Origin of the sequence: Ralstonia sp. 24A2, from assembly GCF_051783885.1 — a bacterium.
Taxonomy (GTDB): domain Bacteria; phylum Pseudomonadota; class Gammaproteobacteria; order Burkholderiales; family Burkholderiaceae; genus Ralstonia.
Window position 1 is genome coordinate 1,178,055 of the sequence record NZ_JBPVZD010000002.1, and the last position, 20,083, is coordinate 1,198,137.

Annotated in this window: 21 protein-coding genes and 1 other RNA gene; 9 read left to right on the top strand and 13 right to left on the bottom strand. The window is 64.9% G+C overall.

From position 1 onward, the window contains the following. Nucleotides 1-2 precede the first annotated feature (2 nt). An RNA gene (rnpB, locus tag ACS13N_RS10405) (RNase P RNA component class A) lies at nt 3-344 on the top strand. 26 nt (nt 345-370) lie between these two features. On the opposite strand, the gene ACS13N_RS10410 is transcribed toward rnpB, so the two are convergent. Further along, nucleotides 371-796, bottom strand: a complete 426-nt coding sequence (locus ACS13N_RS10410) for an OsmC family protein (protein WP_438931593.1) — start codon at nt 794-796, stop codon at nt 371-373. 688 nt (nt 797-1,484) lie between these two features. Here ACS13N_RS10410 and rplM point away from each other — a divergent pair. The 5 genes from rplM to erpA all read left to right on the top strand — a co-directional run bounded on the left by rplM (nt 1,485) and on the right by erpA (nt 4,273). After that, nucleotides 1,485-1,913 carry a 50S ribosomal protein L13 gene (gene rplM / locus ACS13N_RS10415; protein ID WP_009239122.1) on the top strand — a complete coding sequence of 143 codons (429 nt, stop codon included), beginning with the start codon at nt 1,485-1,487 and terminating at the stop codon, nt 1,911-1,913. Nucleotides 1,914-1,925: 12 nt separating this feature from the next. Next, nucleotides 1,926-2,318, top strand: coding sequence for a 30S ribosomal protein S9 (gene rpsI, locus ACS13N_RS10420; RefSeq protein ID WP_021196516.1), 393 nt, complete (start codon nt 1,926-1,928; stop codon nt 2,316-2,318). A gap of 230 nt (nt 2,319-2,548) precedes the next feature. Continuing rightward, nucleotides 2,549-3,325 carry a DUF6776 family protein gene (locus ACS13N_RS10425; RefSeq protein WP_438931594.1) on the top strand — a complete coding sequence of 259 codons (777 nt, stop codon included), beginning with the start codon at nt 2,549-2,551 and terminating at the stop codon, nt 3,323-3,325. 41 nt (nt 3,326-3,366) lie between these two features. Next, a complete protein-coding gene (locus ACS13N_RS10430) occupies nt 3,367-3,771 on the top strand; it encodes a bactofilin family protein (protein WP_438931595.1) in 405 nt (134 codons plus the stop codon). A 127-nt stretch (nt 3,772-3,898) separates the two neighbouring features. After that, nucleotides 3,899-4,273, top strand: a complete 375-nt coding sequence (gene erpA / locus ACS13N_RS10435) for an iron-sulfur cluster insertion protein ErpA (protein WP_039599125.1) — start codon at nt 3,899-3,901, stop codon at nt 4,271-4,273. Nucleotides 4,274-4,342: 69 nt separating this feature from the next. Here the strand turns inward: erpA and ACS13N_RS10440 are convergent, their stop codons facing one another. Beyond that, nucleotides 4,343-5,503: an anhydro-N-acetylmuramic acid kinase gene (locus ACS13N_RS10440; protein WP_438931596.1), complete on the bottom strand. Its 1,161-nt coding sequence runs from the start codon at nt 5,501-5,503 to the stop codon at nt 4,343-4,345. A gap of 207 nt (nt 5,504-5,710) precedes the next feature. On the opposite strand from ACS13N_RS10440, the gene tyrS reads away from it, so the two are divergent. From tyrS to ACS13N_RS10455, 3 genes are read left to right on the top strand one after another with little or no spacing between them, the layout of a single operon-like run. Further along, complete coding sequence (gene tyrS, locus ACS13N_RS10445; RefSeq protein ID WP_438931597.1) at nt 5,711-6,982, top strand: tyrosine--tRNA ligase; 1,272 nt, start codon at nt 5,711-5,713, stop codon at nt 6,980-6,982. After that, nucleotides 6,979-7,500, top strand: a complete 522-nt coding sequence (gene dtd / locus ACS13N_RS10450; protein WP_438931598.1) for a D-aminoacyl-tRNA deacylase — start codon at nt 6,979-6,981, stop codon at nt 7,498-7,500. Before tyrS ends, dtd begins: the two co-directional genes overlap by 4 nt. A gap of 27 nt (nt 7,501-7,527) precedes the next feature. Then, nucleotides 7,528-8,208 (top strand): histidine phosphatase family protein, encoded by a 681-nt coding sequence (locus ACS13N_RS10455; protein ID WP_438931599.1) that lies wholly within the window; start codon nt 7,528-7,530, stop codon nt 8,206-8,208. Nucleotides 8,209-8,499: 291 nt separating this feature from the next. On the opposite strand, the gene ACS13N_RS10460 is transcribed toward ACS13N_RS10455, so the two are convergent. From ACS13N_RS10460 to ACS13N_RS10510, 11 genes are all read right to left on the bottom strand, one after another. Then, nucleotides 8,500-9,210, bottom strand: coding sequence for a queuosine precursor transporter (locus ACS13N_RS10460; protein ID WP_438931600.1), 711 nt, complete (start codon nt 9,208-9,210; stop codon nt 8,500-8,502). A 17-nt stretch (nt 9,211-9,227) separates the two neighbouring features. Further along, nucleotides 9,228-10,292, bottom strand: coding sequence for a Holliday junction branch migration DNA helicase RuvB (gene ruvB, locus ACS13N_RS10465; protein WP_438931601.1), 1,065 nt, complete (start codon nt 10,290-10,292; stop codon nt 9,228-9,230). Nucleotides 10,293-10,356: 64 nt separating this feature from the next. Next, on the bottom strand, nt 10,357-10,938 hold the full coding sequence (gene ruvA, locus ACS13N_RS10470) for a Holliday junction branch migration protein RuvA (RefSeq protein ID WP_438931602.1): 582 nt from the start codon (nt 10,936-10,938) through the stop codon (nt 10,357-10,359). 54 nt (nt 10,939-10,992) lie between these two features. Further along, nucleotides 10,993-12,141, bottom strand: a complete 1,149-nt coding sequence (locus ACS13N_RS10475; RefSeq protein ID WP_438931603.1) for a glycerophosphodiester phosphodiesterase — start codon at nt 12,139-12,141, stop codon at nt 10,993-10,995. A 79-nt stretch (nt 12,142-12,220) separates the two neighbouring features. Continuing rightward, complete coding sequence (ruvC, locus tag ACS13N_RS10480; protein ID WP_199029271.1) at nt 12,221-12,766, bottom strand: crossover junction endodeoxyribonuclease RuvC; 546 nt, start codon at nt 12,764-12,766, stop codon at nt 12,221-12,223. 83 nt (nt 12,767-12,849) lie between these two features. Continuing rightward, entirely contained in the window at nt 12,850-14,424 is a 1,575-nt protein-coding gene (gene purH / locus ACS13N_RS10485; RefSeq protein WP_438931604.1) for a bifunctional phosphoribosylaminoimidazolecarboxamide formyltransferase/IMP cyclohydrolase, read from the bottom strand. 103 nt (nt 14,425-14,527) lie between these two features. Further along, nucleotides 14,528-14,761 carry a Fis family transcriptional regulator gene (locus ACS13N_RS10490; protein WP_438931605.1) on the bottom strand — a complete coding sequence of 78 codons (234 nt, stop codon included), beginning with the start codon at nt 14,759-14,761 and terminating at the stop codon, nt 14,528-14,530. Further along, nucleotides 14,758-15,825 carry a tRNA dihydrouridine synthase DusB gene (gene dusB, locus ACS13N_RS10495; protein WP_438931606.1) on the bottom strand — a complete coding sequence of 356 codons (1,068 nt, stop codon included), beginning with the start codon at nt 15,823-15,825 and terminating at the stop codon, nt 14,758-14,760. The genes ACS13N_RS10490 and dusB overlap by 4 nt, the downstream gene beginning before the upstream one ends. Before the next feature lie 197 nt (nt 15,826-16,022). Beyond that, complete coding sequence (locus ACS13N_RS10500) at nt 16,023-17,288, bottom strand: NAD(P)/FAD-dependent oxidoreductase (RefSeq protein ID WP_438931607.1); 1,266 nt, start codon at nt 17,286-17,288, stop codon at nt 16,023-16,025. Nucleotides 17,289-17,291: 3 nt separating this feature from the next. Then, a complete protein-coding gene (locus ACS13N_RS10505) occupies nt 17,292-18,518 on the bottom strand; it encodes a UbiH/UbiF/VisC/COQ6 family ubiquinone biosynthesis hydroxylase (protein WP_438931608.1) in 1,227 nt (408 codons plus the stop codon). After that, nucleotides 18,515-19,891, bottom strand: coding sequence for an aminopeptidase P N-terminal domain-containing protein (locus ACS13N_RS10510; RefSeq protein WP_438931609.1), 1,377 nt, complete (start codon nt 19,889-19,891; stop codon nt 18,515-18,517). The genes ACS13N_RS10505 and ACS13N_RS10510 overlap by 4 nt, the downstream gene beginning before the upstream one ends. Between the last annotated feature and the right edge of the window lie 192 nt (nt 19,892-20,083).

The following is a 20,083-nucleotide window of genomic DNA, read 5'->3' on the forward strand; positions in this document are numbered from 1 at the left end:
GCGAAGCGGACCAGACAACCGCTGCTTCCGCCGCCTCGTGCGAGCGGAAGGGGAGGAAAGTCCGGACTCCATAGAGCAGGGTGATGGCTAACGACCATCCACGGTGACGTGCGGAATAGGGCCACAGAGACGAGTCTTCGCCCCGGCTTCGGTCAGGGCGAAGGGTGAAACGCGGTAACCTCCACCCGGAGCAATCCCAAGTAAGCAGGCGATGAAGCGGCTCGCTGAGTCTGCGGGTAGGGAGCTTGAGCCGGCTGGCAACAGCCGGTCTAGAGGAATGGTTGTCACGCCGCTGGTTTCGGCCACGCGGCGCACAGAATCCGGCTTATCGGTCCGCTTCGCTTCTTCCTTCTGCCGGATTGGTCATCAATCAGGCCAACTCAACCAGTTCCAGCGAGTGCGTGATTTCGGCCGTCTTGGCCAGCATGATCGACGCTGAGCAGTACTTCTCGTGCGAGAGCTGAACCGCACGTTCCACCGTTTCCCGCTTGAGCTTGCGCCCCGTCACCGTGAAGGTGAAGTGGATGCGCGTGAAGACTTTCGGGTCGGCCTCGGCACGATCCGCGTGCAGCTTGACGCTGCAACCTTGCACATCCACGCGGCCGCGCTTGAGGATCAGCACCACGTCATAGGCAGTGCAGCCGCCGGTGCCCAGCAGCACCATTTCCATCGGGCGCGGTGCCAGGTTGCGGCCGCCGCCGTCCGGTGCGCCGTCCATTGTGACGAGGTGGCCGCTGCCGGTTTCCGCCAAAAAGGCCATGCCGTCCGGGCCGGTCCAGCTCACAGTGCAATCCATGTCGAATCCTTGTGCGGTGTCGGCGAGTACCGACGAAAAGCCACATTGTAGCCATCGTGATCAACCCGCGTCGGCACCCTAGGGTGATCTCCCCCTTGACAGTGGCACCTGGATAAAAAGGTGCAACCCGTTGCTCATGCACCTGAGTTGGGCTGAAATTGGAGGAAAGTTTCTAGTAGACGACAACGGCACGGTGACCAGTCTTCCGCAAGTGATTGATTTTCAATGATGCTAGTCATATGCGTGCGCATCATGGTGCATTCTGCATTATGAAATGCAATTTCGTAGTGCAAATTATCTTGCGCATGCCCCAGAAGTGGGTATAATTGCCCCCATTGGATCGGCCGATGCGGTGCAACCCACCAAGTCAACGATCAGCAGGTGTCTCCTCCACCCTCCTCCTTTGGTGGATTCAAACCCAAGCTCAACGGCTTGGGTTTTTTTTCGTCCACTGTGAGCGGAGTGTGTCTTTTTCCTTGTGTCAAGGGCTGTTTGCGGGGTACACTCGAAATCTTTTCCGGATTGCCCGCGGGAAAGAAACTTTGGAGAGCCCGCACCAACAAGCGGGAAGGCGGGCCGGCGATGACCTTGTATGAGGTTGCGCAGGCGTCCGCAAGACGATCCGTTCATGAGTTGTTACGCGCGATACGGGTCCACTCGGGCACTGACTCAAAATTTTGGAAAAATCATGAAGACCTTTTCCGCAAAGCCCCATGAGGTGAAGCGCGATTGGTACGTGATTGACGCGACGGACAAGGTCCTCGGGCGTGTCGCCAGCGAAGTGGCACACCGACTGCGCGGCAAGCACAAGCCTGAATTCACTCCGCACGTCGACACGGGCGATTTCATCATCGTCATCAACGCAGCCAAGCTGCGCGTGACGGGCGCCAAGACGACGGACAAGAAGTACTATCGCCACTCGGGTTACCCGGGCGGTATCTACGAAACGACGTTTGGCAAGATGCAGCAGCGTTTCCCGGGCCGTGCCCTGGAAAAGGCTGTGAAGGGCATGCTGCCGAAGGGTCCGCTGGGCTACGCGATGATCAAGAAGCTGAAGGTTTACGCCGAAGGCTCGCATCCGCACGAAGCACAGCAGCCGAAAGCGCTGGAAATCTAAGGGGCCACATCCATGATCGGTAACTGGAACTATGGCACTGGCCGCCGCAAGAGCGCTGTGGCACGTGTTTTCATCAAGTCCGGCAAGGGCGACATCATCGTCAACGGCAAGGCTATCAACGAGTACTTCGCTCGTGAGACCTCGCTGATGATCGTGCGTCAACCCCTGGAACTGACCAACCACGCAGCTACGTTTGACATCAAGGTCAACGTGGTCGGCGGCGGTGAAACCGGCCAAGCCGGTGCCGTGCGTCACGGCATCACCCGCGCCCTGATCGACTACGATGCAACGCTCAAGCCCACCCTGTCGAAGGCAGGTTTGGTGACGCGCGATGCGCGTGAAGTCGAGCGTAAGAAGGTCGGTCTGCGCAAGGCTCGCCGCGCCAAGCAGTTCTCGAAGCGTTAATCCGCTTCCTGCTGCTTCAGCAAAAAACCACACCCCCGGGTGTGGTTTTTTGTTTTGAGCGCCTCAATCAAACGGTGTGATCTGTCGGGCGCCTCACTTACCCTTTGCAACAGCTCCGACATGTCGCCGAGACTACAATTCACGTTTCGTTTGCGTTTGGTCCGTATGATGCAATCCGCAATTTGCTCTAAGCCGATTCTGATTCGCGGCGCGAGTCGAGGGGTCGCCGCATGAAGGCGCGTCGCTTGCTGCGTCGCGCTTCCGTGCTTGCTCCGAATGTCACGGTGCGCTCGCGCCTGCCGTGGCCGGTAACGGTGCTGTTGATTGCGGTGGTGATCGGCCTGGCTGCAGCCGTGGCGCTGTGGGCCTTTGAAGAAGGCCGCCGCCTGACCGGTCCGCACGACAGTGACCTGCGTGCAATGAACCGCGAGCTGGTCGCCAAACTAGCAACGGTGCAGGCTGAGCGCGACAAGCTCGCCGCGGCCGCGGGCACGGCGGAATCGCGTGTCGGCATGGCCGAAGGTGCGCAGACGCAAATGGCCGAGCAGCTCAAGGGGCTGGAAGCCGAGAACGCGCAGTTGAAGGAGGACTTGGCCTTCTTCGACAGCCTGCTGCCTGCGCCCACCAATTCCGCCGGCATCTACGTGCGCAGCTTCCGGATCGCGCCGGACGAAGCGCAGCCGACGCGCATGCACTTCCGCGTTTTGTTGATGCAAGGCGGCGGCAAAGCCTTCGCGCCGGTCTCCGAATTCGAGGGGCAACTGGCACTCACGTTGAATGTGGTGCAGGCAGGCAAACCTGCTACGATCGATTTCCCCGGCGCCATGGCCGGCGGCGCGGGCGCTTCGGTGCCGGTGGCCACAGCAGCAGCCACGCGCGTCAAGCTTACGCACTACCAGCGCTTGGAAGGCTGGGTGGATGTCCCGCCCGGCACCACGGTGAAATCGGTGATGGTGAAGGTGTTGCAGAACGGCAAGATCAAGGCGAGCCAGAGTTTTTCCATCTGACGGGCGGGGGCCTGTCGGATCCGTACAAAGAGGAGTCGACGATGCTGTTTGGCAAGAAGAAGGGGCTGGCAATCGAAACGCTGCTGGGCGCCCACACCAAGCTGGAGGGGGACCTGCGCTTTTCGGGCGGGCTGCGGATCGATGGCCAGATCAAGGGCAACGTCTATGGTGATCCGGACAAGCCCAGCATGCTGGTCATCACGGATACCGCGCGCATCGAGGGCGAAGTGCACGTCGGACATCTGATTCTGAACGGCACGGTGGTTGGCCCGGTGCATGTGGCGGAATTGCTGGAGCTGCAGCCCAAGGCGCGCATCGAGGGTAACGTGCAATATGCAGCACTCGAGATGCATCAGGGCGCGGTTGTCATGGGCACGCTGGCGCACTCGGCGCCCGGTGAAGTGAAGCTCTTGCCTAACCTCAAGCTCGCGTCCAATCAGGACTGATCACACGGTGGGCCAGCCGTTGCTGGCGCACCGCACAATATCCTCTTGAAACCCGGGGCTTCGGCACGATTTGCAGCTTGCGCTTAAAATACAGGCAAGTTTTAGACGTTCCCCACAGGAGATTTTCATGAACGCAGTCGCGCAGGCAGCCACGCCCGATGTGAACGAGGTTCCGGCTCCGCTGGTCTTTACCGACAGCGCTGCGGACAAGGTCAAGCAACTGATCGAAGAGGAAGGCAACCCGGCGTTGAAGCTGCGCGTGTTCGTGCAAGGCGGCGGGTGCTCGGGCTTCCAGTACGGCTTCACCTTTGACGAAGACACCAACGAAGACGACACGACCATGACCAAGAATGGCGTGTCGCTCCTGATCGACTCGATGAGCTACCAGTACCTGGTGGGCGCCGAGATCGACTACAAGGAAGACATCAACGGTGCGCAATTCGTCATCAAGAACCCGAATGCCTCGACCACTTGCGGTTGCGGCTCGTCGTTCTCGGTCTGACGCGGCATCGCTGTAAAGAAAAAGCGCACTTCGGTGCGCTTTTTTGTTGCCCGCAGGATTTGCGTAGCGTCAGGCGGGGTAGATCGTGCCAAGCACGCGCGGCCCTGAAGCGCCAGTCGCATGGTGCAGGTTGCCCGGCTCGCGGCGCACGCACTGGCGGGCCAGCCAGGCGAAGGCGAGCGCCTCGACCTGATTGGCGGGTACGCCGAATTGGTCGCTAGGTGCAATGTCGACGCCGGGCAACTGCGCGCCAAGCCGCTCCATCAAGGCGCCGTTGCGCGCGCCACCACCACAGACCACAAGGGAGGTTGCCTGGGGCGCATAGCGGCGAACCGCATCGGCGATGGTGTCGGTGGTTAGCGCCAGCAGGGTCGCTTGCACGACCTGGGGGCGCAGGCGGTCCAGCGCGTCGCCGGCGCGGTGTTTCAGCCAAGCGGGGTTGAACAGATCGCGGCCGGTGCTCTTGGGCGGCGGCAAGTCGAAGAAAGGCTCGGCGCGCAGGCGGGCGAGCAGGGCCTCATCGACATGGCCAGTGCGCGCCCAGGCGCCGTCGCGGTCAAAGGTATGCCCGTGGTGCGTGTGGACCCAGTGATCAAGCAGGGCGTTGCCGGGGCCGCAATCGAAGCCGAGCACGGTGTCGCGCGCATCCGAGGCTTGCGGCGGTAGCACTGTCAGGTTGGCGATGCCGCCAATGTTGCAAATCACGCGCCATCCATCGGGCAGCCCGAACAGCGCGCGATGCACGGCGGGCACCAGCGGTGCACCCTGGCCGCCGGCAGCCACATCACGGCTGCGGAAATCGGCGATGACATCGATGCCAGTGTGTTCGGCCAACACGGCTGCGTGCTGCGTTTGGCGCGTGTAGCCCACACCGTCATGCGCGCCTGGCTGATGGCGGATGGTCTGGCCGTGCGCGCCGATGGCGCGGATTTCACGGCGGATGCAGCCGCTCTTCTTCAGCAGTTGCTCGACGCATTCGGCATACAGGCTGGCGAGCGCGTTGGCGGCCAGGGCTTCGCGATGAATCTCGTCGTGGCCGGCGTGCTGCAGATTGAGGAAGGCGTGGCGCAGCTCCGGCGGAAAGGGGGCGTAAGCATCGGCCACCAGTACCGGATGGGCACCGGAGAAATCAACCAGCACACCATCGACGCCGTCCAGGCTGGTGCCGGACATCAGGCCGATGTAGAGCTCGCTGTGGGAATGGGGGGTGGTCGTCATGCGCGTGAGCATACCAGCGGGGGCGCTATGCAGGGGCGCAGGAGGGTGGTCGGACGGCGTCCGTTGGGCAGGAAGGCGCATCACGGTAAAATCGCGGGATTGCGCGGCCGGAACGGCTTGCACGGATGTCGGCCATCGCGCACGCACTGGTTTCCCGATTGTTGTTTCTCGTCCGCGCTGCTGACTTTCTCGGTCGGCGCGGTGACCTCTCTTTCTGCCATGACCGTTTCTGACGCTTCTACTGCACCCGCTTCCGATAACGCCGCAACGGCCACGCCGAAGTATCCGATCACGCCGGAGGTGGCGCACGCGATGGAAGTGTCGCTGCGCGGCTGCGACGAACTGCTGGTCGCTGCCGAATGGGAGCAGAAGCTGGCCAAGAGCGCCGCCACCGGCGTGCCGCTGCGCATCAAGCTGGGCCTGGACCCGACCGCGCCCGACATCCACATCGGCCACACGGTGGTGCTCAACAAGATGCGCCAGTTGCAGGACCTGGGGCATCAGGTGATCTTCCTGATCGGCGATTTCACGTCGACGATTGGTGACCCATCCGGCCGCAACGCCACACGCCCGCCGCTCACCCGCGAGCAGATCGAGGCCAACGCGCAGACCTACTACCGTCAGGCCAGCATGGTGCTGGACCCGAGCAAGACCGAGATCCGCTACAACAGCGAATGGAGCGACCCGCTGGGCGCGCGCGGCATGATCCAGCTCGCCGCCAAGTACACTGTCGCCCGCATGATGGAGCGCGATGACTTCACCAAGCGCTACAAGGCCGGCGTGCCGATCTCGGTGCACGAATTCCTCTACCCGCTGATGCAGGGCTATGACTCGGTCGCGCTCAAGTCCGACCTGGAGCTGGGCGGCACCGATCAGAAATTCAACCTGCTGGTCGGCCGCGAGCTGCAGAAGGAATACGGCCAGGAGCCGCAGTGCATCTTGACCATGCCGCTGCTGGTGGGCCTGGATGGCGTCGAGAAGATGTCGAAGTCCAAGGGCAACTACGTCGGTATCAGCGAGGCACCGAGCGACATGTTCGGCAAGCTGATGAGCATCTCCGACGACCTGATGTGGACGTACTACACGCTGCTGTCGTTCCGCCCGCTCTCTGATATCGACCTGATGAAGCAGGAGATCGCGCTGGGCCGCAACCCGCGCGATTGCAAGGTGCTGCTGGCGCAGGAGATCGTCGCGCGCTTCCACAGCCAGGCCGATGCCGAGCGCGCGCTGGAAGATTTCAACCACCGCGCACGCGGCGGCGTGCCGGACGACATTCCGCAGATCGAGTTGTCGGGTGCGCCGCTGGGCATCGCGCAGCTGCTCAAGCAAGCGGGCCTGTGCCCGTCCACCTCGGACGCGAACCGCAACATCGAGCAGGGCGGCGTGAAGATCGACGGCACCGTCATCAGCGACAAGGGTTTGAAGATCGAGGCCGGCACGTTCGTCGTGCAGGTCGGCAAGCGTCGCTTTGCGCGCGTGGTGCTGTCGTGATCGGACTGATCCAGCGTGTGTCCGAAGCGGCGGTCCGTGTCGACGGCCGCGTGGTCGGCGAGATCGGCCCGGGCCTGCTCGCGCTCGTGTGCGCCGAACGCGGTGACACCGTTGCCGAGGCCGACCGCTTGCTGGAGAAGCTGCTGAACTACCGCGTGTTCTCCGATGCACAGGGCAAGATGAACCTGCCCGTGCGCAACATCGACGGCAACGGTCAGGCAGGCGGCTTGCTAGTGGTTTCGCAGTTCACGCTGGCGGCCGATACCAAGTCCGGTACGCGTCCGAGCTTCACGCCGGCGGCTGCGCCTGAAGATGGCCGCCGCCTGTACGAGCATTTCGTGGCGCGGGCCCGTGCGCAGCACCCGACCGTCGCGACCGGCGAGTTTGGCGCGGATATGAAGGTGTCGCTCGTCAACGATGGCCCGGTCACGTTCTGGCTGCAGGTGGTGCCGCAAGCCGCGCCTGTCAGCAAGAAGGCTGAGCCCGAAGTTGCCAAATCCGCCGACCAATCTGCCTAATTTTTCTGACTCGCTCTGGAACCTGTGATGCCACGCGCCGCCGCCATCCCCATGCCGTTGCCGCAGATCACCCACATCGTGCTGGTCCGCCACGGCGAGACCGACTGGAACCGTGAGCGCCGCCTGCAAGGCCAGCTCGACGTGCCGCTGAATACACAGGGGCTGGAGCAGGCTACGCAACTGGGCCGCGCACTCGCGCGTGAGCGGTTTGATGCCGTCTACGCGAGCGACTTGTCGCGCGCCAAGCAGACGGCGCAGGCGCTGGCAGATGAGGTCGGCGTGACGGTGCGCGACGACGCCGGTTTGCGCGAACGTCACTATGGCCAGTTCGAGGGCCTGACCTACGCCGAGGTCGCCGAGCAGCATCCGGCTGAGTTTGACGCGTGGCAGAACCGCGTGCCCGAGTTCGCCCCGCCCGGCGGCGAAACGCTCACCGAATTCCACGAGCGCGCGGTGGAAACCGTGCTGCGCCTGATCCGCCGCCACCCCGGCGAGCGCATCGCGCTGGTCAGCCACGGCGGCGTGCTCGATTGCCTGTACCGCCACGCCAACGCCATGACGCTGACCGAGCCGCGCCAGCATGAGCTGCGCAACGCGAGCATCAACCGGCTCTCGTCCGATGGTCATCAACTGACCGTGCTGCAGTGGGGGGATGTCGCGCACCTGGATTTGTTGGTGCTCGACGAGGTGGACCGCCGTGTTCCCTAGCGCCGAACTGGCCGCGGGGTTCAGAACGCCGAACATGGCGTTTGCAACGCCAAACGTGGGGTTACAGAACATCAACCATGGCGTTCAGAGCGCCAACAACCGAGTCCGGAACCCCGACGCGCCGAGTTCAACACGCCGATCGTGAGGTTCAGAACCTCAAAGGCGATGTTCAGAACGCGGAGTGTTGAGGTTCAGAACGCCAAACACGGTGTTCCAAACGCCGGCTATCGAGCGCAGAACCCCAACATCGACGTTCACAACCCTGTGCGTGAGCCTTGGCGTGTGGCAGCACTACACCTTCAGCCGGAACGGCGTGAAGTCGGTATCGCGGTCGTAGTAGTCCTCGTTCTCGGCGCGCTTGAGGAAGGCGACGACGCGGTAGGTGAGCGGCGTGGCCACGATCTCCCAACCGGTCTTGAGGATGTATTGCGCGATGGCCACGCGCAGCACCTGTTCGTGCGGCCAGATGCCGTAGAAGGCGATCACGTAGAACAGCGACGAATCCACCGCCTCGCCCACCACCGTGGAGCCGACGATGCGCGTCCACAGCCATTTCCCCTCCGTATAGATCTTCATCTTCGCCAGCGTGTAGCTGTTGGCGAAGCTGCCGCACCAGAACGCAATGAGCGACCCAGCGACAATGCGCGGCGTGTTGCCGAACACGTCGTTCAGGCTGCTCTGGTAGCCGGCCATGAACGGCGCCACCGGCAGCGCCAGCACCACCAGCGACATGAACGACGCGAAGATCAGCGCGGCAAAGCCTGCCCATACCACGCGTCGGTCGCGCCCATAGCCGTACACCTCGGTCAGGATGTCGCCGAAGATGTACGAGATGGGGAAGAACAGCACGCCCGCGCCAAACGTGATGGGCCCGAGGATCGGCAACGTGACCTGCGCCGCCTTGGCCGCGCCGATCAGGTTCGAACACAGCAGCACCGTCACGAAGGCGGCCATGACGAAGTCGTAGTAGCGGAAGTTGCGCTGAGGACTTTGAGTGGTCATGGCGGCGGGTGGGGGAGTTAGTTGTTGTTGCCGTCCCAGAGGTCGCCCTTGGGGGCGCCGAGGCCAAAGTGCTGGTACGCCGAAGCCGTCGCCACGCGCCCGCGCGGCGTGCGCTGCAGGTAGCCCTGCTGGATCAGGTAGGGCTCGAGCACGTCTTCGATCGTGTCGCGCTCCTCGCCGATGGCGGCGGCCAGGTTGTCGATGCCGACCGGCCCACCGTTGAACTTGTGCAGGATCGCTTCGAGCAGCTTGCGGTCCATCAGGTCGAAGCCTACCGCGTCCACATCGAGCATCGCCAGCGCGGCGTCGGCCACCTCGCGGGTGATGATGCCGTCGGCTTTCACCTCGGCGTAGTCGCGCACGCGACGCAGCAGGCGGTTGGCGATCCGGGGCGTGCCGCGCGAGCGCTTGGCGATCTCCAGCGCGCCCTCGTCGACGATGTGCGCATTCAGCAGGCCCGAAGAGCGCGTGACGATCTTCGCCAGCTCGCTCGGCGTGTAGAACTCCAGCCGCGCCACGATACCGAAGCGGTCGCGCAGCGGGTTGGTCAGCATGCCGGCACGCGTGGTGGCGCCCACCAGCGTGAACGGCTGCAGATCGAGCTTGACCGAGCGCGCCGCCGGGCCCTCGCCGATCATGATGTCGATCTGGTAGTCCTCCAGCGCCGGGTACAGGATTTCCTCCACCACGGGCGAGAGCCGGTGGATCTCGTCGATGAAGAGGACGTCGTTGGCTTCGAGGTTGGTGAGCAGCGCGGCCAGGTCACCCGGACGCTCCAGCACGGGGCCGGAGGTCTGGCGCAGGTTGACGCCCATCTCGCGCGCGATGATGTGCGCCAGCGTCGTCTTGCCCAGGCCCGGCGGGCCGAACAGCAGCACGTGGTCCAGCGCTTCGCTGCGCTTCTTGGCCGCCGTCATGAAAATGTCGAGCTGGCCGCGCACCTTTTCCTGGCCGACGTACTCGTCGAGCAGCTTGGGGCGCAGCGCGCGCTCGAAGGCCTCCTCATTGGGGGACGCGGGGGACGCTGAGATGATGCGCTCAGCGGAGACGGCCTTGGCGGCGAGCTTGTCGGTTTCGATCATGAGGGGCAGACGGCGCAGGATGGCCGCGAACGGGCCATTTTACCGCCTTGCCACCGCGCGGGCGTCAGCCTTTCGAGAGCGCCTTGAGTGCCAGCTTGATGCCTTCGGAGACGCCCGTGCCGGCCGGCACCTGCTTGATGGCGAGCGCGGCTTCCTTGTCGGAATACCCCAGCGCCAGCAAGGCGTTGAGCACGTCCGCCGCGTCGTCGGACACCGCCGGGCCGCCCGGCACCGTACCCAGGTCAGCGCCAAGCTTGCCCTTGAGTTCCAGCAACAGGCGTTCAGCTGTCTTCTTGCCGATGCCCGGGATGCGCGTCAGCCGCCCGGCTTCCTGCAGCGTGACGGCTTGCGCGAGTTCGGCGACCGACATGCCCGACAGCACCGCCAGCGCGATGCGCGCGCCAATGCCGGAAATCTTGATGAGCTGGCGGAAGGTCTCGCGTTCAGCTGCGGTGCCGAAGCCGTAGAGCAGGTGCGCATCCTCGCGCACGATTTGCTGGATGAGCAGTACGACGGGCTCGCTCGTGGCGGGCAGGTTGTAGAACGTGCTCATCGGCACGTCGATCTCGTAGCCGACGCCGTGGCAATCGACCAGCAGGTGCGGCGGGTTCTTTTCAACCAGCGTCCCGGCGATGCGTCCGATCATGTGATTCCTCCAAAACGGGACGCAGTGTAGCCGATGCCGGGCCGCGTAAATGCCTCAGCGCTTGAAGGTCGACACGGCCTGTCGCCCGATGGCCGGATCGTCAGTGAAGAAGCCATCCACGCCTGCACGCAGAAAGGCCTGGATTTCCTGGACCGAGCCGTTGACGTTTCGCGTGTTGTCTGCACCGCTGCGCAGGGAGGGCGGCAGGAACGTGTTCTCTGGCCGGAAGGTGTAGGGGTGGACGACCAGCCCGGCGTTGTGCGCGTTGCGGATCAAGTCGGTCGGGTCGGTCAGCTTGCCGTTGGCATCCAGCCCCATGATGCTGCTCTTGTCCGGGCCGACGCCGTTGGCGTACGCGGCGATATCGCGCATGCCGCGGCTGGTCATCATGTCGCCGAAGGTGCGGTTGTCCTTGGCGACGACGAAGTCGTAGGGCTGCCTGCCGGACGTCCCCATCAGTTGCACCAGTCGCCAGTTGGGCTGGCTGCCGCCGATCTTGTTGCGGACGGCCTTGAGGTTGGCGACTTCGAACGACTGGATGTACACCGTGGTGCGGCTGGCTGTGAAGCTGTCACGGCGCAGGCCGTCGATCAGCCTGTCTTCGAGTGGCAGGCCGATCGACTGGAAGTACGTCGGGTGTTTGGTTTCCGGATAGATGGCGATGTTGCGGCCGAGCCTGGCGGATTGGTCCCGCGCCAGCGCAACGATTTCGTCGAGCGTGGGGATCTGGAACTGGTCGTTGTAGACGACGTTGTTGGGGCGGATGCTCGGGATGCGCTCGCGTGCGCGCAGCGTCTTGAGCTCAACGAGGGTGAAGTCTTCCGTGAACCAGCCGGTGATGCTCTGGCCGTCGATCGTCTTGGTGGTCTTGCGGCCGGCAAACGCGGCGACGTCGGCCACATTGGTGGTGCCGGAAATCTCGTTCTCGTGGCGCGCCACCAGCACGCCGTCCTTGGTGGAGACGAGATCCGGTTCGATGACGTCGGCGCCATCGTCGATGGCCTTTTGATACGACGCCAGCGTGTGCTCGGGCCGCAGTGCCGAGGCGCCGCGATGGCCGATGACCTGGATGGTGGTGATGGGCGTGGTGCCGCCACCGCCACCGCCATTGTTGCCACCGTGGTTGTATTCCATCCGGCAGGCGGACAGTGCAACGACTGCAGTCAGGGCAAGTGGGCTCAGCAGGGCAAGGCGGCGCGACATCGGGGGCTCCCGGAAACGGACTCACCGCATGGTAGTCGCGGGGCCGTGTAGGAGCTACCCGTAGGCTTTGAGAATCCTGTCAGCCGACCAGGCGTCCGCGCCGCACGCGCAGGCCCTTTTGCGCAAGCTGCGGTGCGAGGCCTGCCATGGCGGCCAGCGTCTCGCCGCCGTGTGCGTGGCAGATCGCCACACCCAGCGCATCCGAGGCATCCGAGCCGGGTTTGCCTTCGAGGTTGAGCAGGCGCACGACCATCTCCTGCACCTGGTCCTTGTTGGCGCGGCCATAGCCGACCACGGCCTGCTTGAGCTGCAGCGCGGTGTATTCAAACACCGGCAGGTTGCCGCTCATCAGCCCGCAGATCACCGCGCCGCGCGCCTGGCCCAGCAGCAGGGTCGATTGCGGGTTGACGTTGACGAACACCTTTTCGATGGAAGCGCAGTCTGGCCGGTACGTGCTCACCAGCTCGGAGACGCCGTCGTACAAGGTCTTCAAGCGGCTCGGCAAGTCGGCATTGCCGTTGCTCTTGATCGTGCCCGAGGCCACGTAGACGAGCTTGTGGCCGTGCCGTTCGAGCACGCCAAAACCTGTTGTGCGAAGGCCGGGGTCGATGCCGAGGATGCGCATGAATGGAGCAGGGCAGAAATGAAAAACGGGGTAGGCGACAGTCTACGCCTTGCCCCGTTGGTCCGTAGTACGGACGGTGTTGCTTAGTGGCGGAAGTGGCGGGTGCCCGTGAAGATCATCGCCACGTTGCGCTCGTCGGCGGCGGCGATCACTTCGTCATCGCGCACCGAGCCGCCCGGCTGGATCACGCACGAGGCGCCTGCATCGACCACCACATCCAAGCCGTCGCGGAACGGGAAGAACGCATCCGACGCCACGGCTGAACCGGCCAGCGTGAGGCCTGCGTTCTGTGCCTTGATGCTGGCGATGCGTGCCGAGTCCACACGGCTCATCTGGCCGGCGCCCACGCCCAGCGTCATGCCGCCGCCGCAGAACACGATGGCGTTCGACTTGACGAACTTGGCGACGCGCCAGGCGAACATCAGGTCGTCCATTTCCTTCGGGGTCGGGTGGCGCTTGGTGACCACGCGCAGCTCGCTCGGCTGCACGTTCTTGGCGTCCGGGCTCTGCACCAGCAGGCCGCCGCCAACGCGCTTGAAGTCATACGCGTTCACGCCCTTGCCCAGCGGAATCTCCAGCACGCGGACGTTCTGCTTGGCCGCGAACACGGCACGTGCGCCTTCCGAGAAACCCGGGGCGATCAGCACTTCCACGAACTGCTTGGCGACGACGTGTGCAGCGGCTTCATCCAGCGGCACGTTGAAGGCGATGATGCCGCCGAAAGCCGAGGTCGAATCGGTCTTGAAGGCCTTCTCATACGCTTCCTGCGCGGTGCCGCCGATGGCCACGCCGCACGGGTTGGCGTGCTTGATGATGACGCACGCGGCGCCCTTGGCCGGGTCGAACGACTTCACGCATTCCCACGCGGCATCGGCGTCAGCGATGTTGTTGTACGACAGCTCCTTGCCTTGCAGTTGCTTGTAGTTGGCGAGGGCGCCGTCCACTGCCTTCAGGTCGCGGTAGAAGGCGGCGGACTGGTGCGGGTTCTCGCCGTAGCGCATTTCCTGCACCTTGTCGAAGGCCAGGTTCAGCGTTTGCGGATAGGCGCTGCGCGTGCTGTGCGACTTGTCAGCGCCCAGGCTCGTCAGGTAGTTGGTGATGGCGCCGTCGTACTGCGCGGTGTGCGCGAACACCTTCTTGGCCAGCATGAAGTTGGTCTCGTAGCCGACGGTGTTGTTGTTGGCCTGCATCTCGGCCAGCACGGTGGCGTAGTCGGCCGGGTCAACGATGACCGTCACGTCGCGGTGGTTCTTGGCCGCCGAGCGCAGCATGGTCGGGCCGCCGATGTCGATGTTCTCGATGGCGTCGGCCAGCGAGCATTCGTCCTTGGCCACCGTCTGCTGGAACGGGTACAGGTTCACCACCAGCAGGTCGATGGTCGGAATGCTGTGCTCAGCCAGCGCGGCCATGTGCTCGGGCAGGTCGCGGCGGGCCAGGATGCCGCCGTGCACCTTCGGGTGCAGCGTCTTGACGCGGCCGTCGAGCATTTCCGGAAAGCCCGTGTAGTCCGCCACTTCCGTCACGGGCAGGCCCGATTCGGCGAGCAGCTTGGCGGTGCCGCCGGTGGAAAGGAGCTTGACGCCGCGCGCGTGCAGGGCACGGGCAAAGTCGACGATGCCGGTCTTGTCGGAAACGGAAAGCAGGGCTTGCTGGATCATGGTGGGAATACCGGTGGGCCGGTGAGCGGGTGTGGCACCAGGTTGGTCTTAGGCGCCGTCAGAAAGGAAATCGGTTCGAAGCTGGTACGCTATCTCAGTTACGTCAGAGCAGCCCGTGCTGTTGCAACTTTTTGCGCAACGTATTGCGGTTGATGCCGAGGTAATCGGCTGCCTGCGACTGGTTGTTGGAGGCCCATGCCATCACGGTTTCCAGCAGTGGGCGTTCAATGGCCTGCAGCACCATGTCATACACGTTGGACGGGTTCTCGCCATCCAGGTCGCGGTAGTACGCATCCAGGCTGTCGCGGATGCAGCGTTCGATCGGGTTGCGGCTCATGCGGCAAGCGGTTCCTTGTTGTTGTCGTTGTTGCCCGTCGTGGGGCGCTCGCTATCGGTGGCCTGATCTTCGTAGATCAGGCGATCAGACAGCGCGCGCTGTTCGTCGAAGAACGCGTTGACGGCAGCGAGTTGTGCCGCGGTGTCTTCGATCGTGTTCATGCGGTGGCGGAACAGGTTGGCCCCCGCCAACCCGCGCGTGTACCAGGCGATGTGCTTGCGTGCGGTGCGCACACCGGTGTATTCGCCATAGAACGCGTAGTGCTCTTCCAGGTGCGTGTTCATGATGCCGCGAATCTCTTCCACTTCAGGTGACGGCAGCAGCGTGCCGGTCTGCAGGAAGTGTTCGATCTCGCGGAACAACCACGGACGTCCCTGCGCCGCGCGGCCGATCATGATGGCATCGGCGCCAGTCACGGCCAGTACATGCTTGGCCTTGGCCGGCGTGGTGATGTCGCCATTGGCCACCACCGGAATGCGCACCGACGCCTTGACCGCGGCGATGGTGTTGTATTCCGCATCACCGTGGTACAGGTCCGCACGCGTGCGGCCGTGCACGGTCAGCATGCTGATGCCGGCATCCTGCGCGATGCGCGCCACGCTGAGTGCATTGCGGTGTTCACGGTCCCAGCCGGTGCGGATCTTGAGCGTAACCGGTACGCGGTCGCCCACGGCACCCACCACGGCCTCGACGATGCGCGTGACCAGTGGCTCGTTTTGCAGCAGGGCGGAACCGGCCGCCACGTTGCACACCTTCTTGGCCGGGCAGCCCATGTTGATGTCGATGATCTGCGCGCCGCGATCGACGTTGTAGCGCGCGGCCTCGGCCATCATCATCGGCTCGGCGCCAGCAATCTGCACGGAGATCGGCTCGACCTCGCCCGTGTGGTTGGCACGCCGCATGGTCTTCTCGCTCTTCCAGAGCTGCGCATTGGAGGCAACCATCTCGGACACCGCATAGCCCGCGCCCAGCCGCTTGCAGAGCTGGCGGAACGGGCGGTCCGTCACACCCGCCATGGGGGCGACGAACAGGTTGTTGCGGAGGGTATGCGGTCCGATTTGCACGGTGCGCGATGCGTGGCTAGCGGTGGAGAAACGAAAAAACAGCCCCTTCCGCCCGGGTCGGTGGACATATTGGGCGGAGCGACGGGGGTGAAAAATGCGAGGACGGGATTTTACCGCCAAACGGCCGAATTGCCTAAATGTTGTGCACAAACTATGCGGCAGTGCGGTCGGCGAGGGCGTCGCTGTCGCGGCAATCGTTACCGGAACCGCTGCAGGCTGTAGGGCCCGGCGTCGATGAACGGCGCGCGTCCGGCCACCAGATCAGCGATCAGCCGTGCCGTGCCGGGGGCGCCGGTCATGCCGAGGTGGCCATGGCCGAAGGCGAAGAAGACGCTGCGGTAGCGCTCAGAGCGATCGATCACGGGCAGGCTGTCCGGCAAGGATGGCCGATGGCCCATCCAGGCGCTGTCGTCGGCAAACGCGAGACCAGGGAAGAGCTGCTGGCCCTGTCGCTGCAGGACGTCGGCGCGCCGATAGTCGGGCGGGGCATCCAGCCCGCCGATCTCCACCGTGCCCGCGATGCGCAGGCCGCCCTCCAAGGGCGTGGCGATGAACTTGCGTTCGCAATCCATGATCGGCCGCGAGGGCTGCACGGTCGGCGTACGCAGCGTGGTGTGGTAGCCGCGCTCGGTATCAAGCGGGACGCGGATGCCGGTGAGCCTGGCGCCCAGGCGCATCGACCATGCCCCCGCACAGAGGACGAGGGTGGTGACGGGCAGCGTGCCGCAGTCTGTGTACAGGCGCGTGGGGCCATCTTCACTGAATGCGAAGTCCAGCACCTTACGCCGCAGGACGGTGCCGCCCGCTGATACAAAGTTGGCCGCCAGCGTCTTGACCAGCCGTTCCGGATTGCACGTGAAGCCGTTGTCGGGCAGTAGCAGGCCCGATTGGATGTCGGGCGAGAGTGTTGGCTCCAGTTCGCGCGTCTCGGCCGCGCTTAGCGCCTGCGAGCGCACGCCGGTCGTGTCGCGAATCGACTGCGCCAGCAGGTCGCCCGGCGAGCGTGCCAGTGTGCGCCACACATATAGGTGGCCGGTCTGGCGGATCAGCCCGTCATATTGGGCAGCATCGAGCAGGCTGTGATAGCCAGGGAAGGTCGCGCCAAAGAGGTGCGCGAGCGGCTGTGCAGTGGCGCGGGCCTGGGCCTCGTTGCCAGCACGTACCCATTGGAGCAACCACGGCAGCGCACGCGGCAGATAGGGCCAGCGCACCGTCAACGGCCCCATCGGATCGGCCAGCCATTTCGGTACCTGCATCAGCATGCCAGGCAGTGCCATCGGCACCACGGAGGCCACGCTCAGGCAACCCGCGTTGCCAAACGAGCAGCCTTCGCCAATGCCGGCCTGATCCAGCAGGGTGACCTGGTGTCCGTCGCGTTGCAGTTGCAGTGCGCAGGCGGCGCCGACGATGCCGGCACCCACCACCGTGATCTGCCGGCGATCGCCTGCGCTGCACAGCGCCACGCGCTAGCCCCGCTGCCCGAACATCATCTGCCGTGCCAGCCCGTGCTTGAGCGGCGGCAGGCATTCCAGCAGCGTGAGCGCCGCGCCGCGCAGGTGGCCGAACGGCCGGCCCGGCACCGCAAACGCGCGCGGCAGCAGGTCGGTTAGGCCGATGGTCACGGCGCGGTCGAATGCGCGTTCGCGGGCAAAGCGGGCGAGGGCGGCAGGTGTCGCACCATCGCGCAGCGTGCGTGCCATTTCGAACGCATCGCGCAGGCCCAGGTTGAAGCCCTGGCCGGCGACGGGGTGGATGGTCTGCGCGGCGTTGCCGATGGCAGCGACACGCCGGTCCACTGGGATGCGTTGCGCATGCAGCCCGAGCGCGAAGGTGTGGCGCGGGCCGACCTGTGTGAAGTGGCCCATGCGATCGCCAAAGGCTGTGCTCAATTCCGTGAGGAAGGTGCCTTCCGGCAAGCCAGCGCGGCGGCGTGCCTCATCCGGCGCGCAGCACCAGACGAGCGCGTAGCCGGGGCCCTGCGTGTCGTCCTGCGGCAGCAGCGCGAGCGGGCCTTCATTAGTGAAACGCTCCCACGCCCAGCCTTCCAGCGGCGCCGAGCAGCGGACGTGCGCGACGATGGCGGTCTGGCCGTAGTCACGGCGGCGTGCATGCGAGAGCCCGCCCGCCTGTTTGCGCGCATCGTCGAACAGGCCGCCTTCGGCTTGCACGACGACTTCGGTTTCGATGGCGAGCGGATGGCGTCCTTCGCGCAATGCCCGCACACGTGCCGGAGCGACGGTACCGTCGGCGCGCGGCAGTTGCTCCACGCGCTCGACCGGCGTGTGGTCATAGCGCGTGAGGCGATTCGGGTAACGCTGCATCTGCGTGGCCAGCGCGGCGTTGAGCGCGGCGCTCAGGTCGCCGTACTGCACGACATGGCCGAGTGCGGGGACGTCATAGTCTTCGCGGCGGATATGCGCCTGCCCAAAGTGGCCGCGCTGCGAGACGTGGATATGCGTGATGGGTGTGGCGCGCGCGGGCCAGCCGCCAATCTCCTGCAGCAGCACGCGCGAGCCGTGCGACAGCGCCAGCGCGCGCGGGTCGCGTGCGGCGGCTTCGGCGTCGCGTGCGTCGAACAGGGCGATGCGCCAGTCGGTGTCGCGCAGCAGCCAGTTGGCCAGTGCCAGTCCCACTGGTCCCGCGCCGACGATGGCGACGTCGAAGTCCGGGGCAGTGGCGGTTGTGTCCGTCATTGCTGGCCTCGCATGACGGCCTCGATTTCGTCGGCGGTCACCGGCACATCACGCGTGATGATTTCGCAGCCGTTGGGCGTGACGATGGCGTCGTCTTCGATGCGGATGCCGATGTGCCAGTACTGCTCGGGCACGCCTGCTGCAGGGCGCACGTAGATGCCCGGCTCGACGGTCAGCACCATGCCGGCCTCCAGCGGGCGCCACGGGCGTTCGCCTTGTGCGGGCACGGCGCCTGGGGTGCGGTATTCACCCACGTCGTGCACGTCCATGCCGAGCCAGTGCCCGGTGCGGTGCATGTAGAACTGGCGATACTGGCCGCCGGCGAGCACGTCGTCGAGCGTGCCGACCTGGTTGGCGTCGAGCAGGCCGGTGTCGAGCATGCCCTGCGCCAGCACGCGCGTGGCGGCGTCGTGCGGCACGTTGTACGGCACGCCTGGGCGCGTTTCGGCAATGGCGGCTTCCTGCGCTGCCACCACGAGTTCATACAGCGCGCGCTGCGGGCCGGTGAAGCGGCCGTTGACGGGGAAGGTGCGGGTGATGTCCGACGCGTAGCCGTCCAGCTCGCAACCGGCATCGATCAGGCAGAGATCGCCGTCGCGCAGTTCGGCATTGCCGGCGCGGTAGTGCAGCACGCACGCGTTCGGGCCGGTGGCAACGATGGAGTTGTAGGCGACGCTCTGTGCGCCGTGGCGGCGGAATTCGTACAGCAGCTCGGCTTCGAGATGGTATTCACGCAGCCCGGCGTGGGAGGCCTGCATGGCGCGCACGTGTGCGCCGGCCGAGATGCGCCCAGCGCGACGCATGATGTCGAGTTCGCCGGCGTCCTTGAACAGGCGCAGTTCATCGAGGATGGCGCGCACGTCGAGTGCCTGGTGCGGCGACGACACGCCCGCGCGGCCCTGCATGCGTACGGCATCGAGCCAGCGGCGCATGCGGCGGTCGAACGTGCCGCTCTCGGCCAACGGATAGGCCACGGCCGCCGCATTGGCGAGCAGCCCCGGCAGGGTCGCGTCGATGTCTTCGACAGAATGCGCGGCGTCCAGGCCGAAGGCTTCCTTGGCCGATTCCGGGCCGAAACGGAAGCCGTCCCAAATCTCGCGTTCTTCATGCTTGGGGCGGCAGAACAGCACGCTGCGCGCGGGTTCGCCGCCGGCCGGCACCACGATGGCGAGCACCGCTTCAGGCTCGGTAAAGCCAGTCAGGTAGTAGAAATAGCTGTCGTGCCGGTAGGGGTAATCGCTGTCGCGGTTGCGCATGGCTTCCGGCGCGGTCGGCACGATGGCCACACCACCACCTGCCGCGCGCAGCCACTGCGCGACGCGCTCGCGGCGCTGGCGATAGGTCTGGAGGAAGGCGAGTTCAGTGGCGGACATGGCGTGGATTCCGGGCTGCGGGGAGATGCGCCGATTGTAACGCCGCCCCATTCGTGACACTTTGCGCGGGGTGGGGGTCACACCCAAAAGGAGACTTGTGGCGTGGGCGCCGTCTCTCCTAAAGTCTCGGGCGGACTTGGTCGATACAACTGGATTGTTAGGAATCCCTCGGTTGCGACCTTCGCCCGCACG

Coding starts and splice junctions, on each gene's coding strand:
- ACS13N_RS10440 (WP_438931596.1), bottom strand. CDS start 5,503: ATGCTCACGCGCATGACGACCACCCCCCATTCCCACAGCGAGCTCTAC.
- tyrS (WP_438931597.1), top strand. CDS start 5,711: ATGACCGTTTCTGACGCTTCTACTGCACCCGCTTCCGATAACGCCGCA.
- ACS13N_RS10460 (WP_438931600.1), bottom strand. CDS start 9,210: ATGACCACTCAAAGTCCTCAGCGCAACTTCCGCTACTACGACTTCGTC.
- ruvA (WP_438931602.1), bottom strand. CDS start 10,938: ATGATCGGACGCATCGCCGGGACGCTGGTTGAAAAGAACCCGCCGCAC.
- ACS13N_RS10430 (WP_438931595.1), top strand. CDS start 3,367: ATGCTGTTTGGCAAGAAGAAGGGGCTGGCAATCGAAACGCTGCTGGGC.
- ACS13N_RS10505 (WP_438931608.1), bottom strand. CDS start 18,518: ATGACGGACACAACCGCCACTGCCCCGGACTTCGACGTCGCCATCGTC.
- ACS13N_RS10490 (WP_438931605.1), bottom strand. CDS start 14,761: ATGAGCCGCAACCCGATCGAACGCTGCATCCGCGACAGCCTGGATGCG.
- rplM (WP_009239122.1), top strand. CDS start 1,485: ATGAAGACCTTTTCCGCAAAGCCCCATGAGGTGAAGCGCGATTGGTAC.
- erpA (WP_039599125.1), top strand. CDS start 3,899: ATGAACGCAGTCGCGCAGGCAGCCACGCCCGATGTGAACGAGGTTCCG.
- rpsI (WP_021196516.1), top strand. CDS start 1,926: ATGATCGGTAACTGGAACTATGGCACTGGCCGCCGCAAGAGCGCTGTG.
- ACS13N_RS10510 (WP_438931609.1), bottom strand. CDS start 19,891: ATGTCCGCCACTGAACTCGCCTTCCTCCAGACCTATCGCCAGCGCCGC.
- ACS13N_RS10455 (WP_438931599.1), top strand. CDS start 7,528: ATGCCACGCGCCGCCGCCATCCCCATGCCGTTGCCGCAGATCACCCAC.
- ACS13N_RS10410 (WP_438931593.1), bottom strand. CDS start 796: ATGGATTGCACTGTGAGCTGGACCGGCCCGGACGGCATGGCCTTTTTG.
- ACS13N_RS10475 (WP_438931603.1), bottom strand. CDS start 12,141: ATGTCGCGCCGCCTTGCCCTGCTGAGCCCACTTGCCCTGACTGCAGTC.
- purH (WP_438931604.1), bottom strand. CDS start 14,424: ATGATCCAGCAAGCCCTGCTTTCCGTTTCCGACAAGACCGGCATCGTC.
- ruvB (WP_438931601.1), bottom strand. CDS start 10,292: ATGATCGAAACCGACAAGCTCGCCGCCAAGGCCGTCTCCGCTGAGCGC.
- ruvC (WP_199029271.1), bottom strand. CDS start 12,766: ATGCGCATCCTCGGCATCGACCCCGGCCTTCGCACAACAGGTTTTGGC.
- ACS13N_RS10425 (WP_438931594.1), top strand. CDS start 2,549: ATGAAGGCGCGTCGCTTGCTGCGTCGCGCTTCCGTGCTTGCTCCGAAT.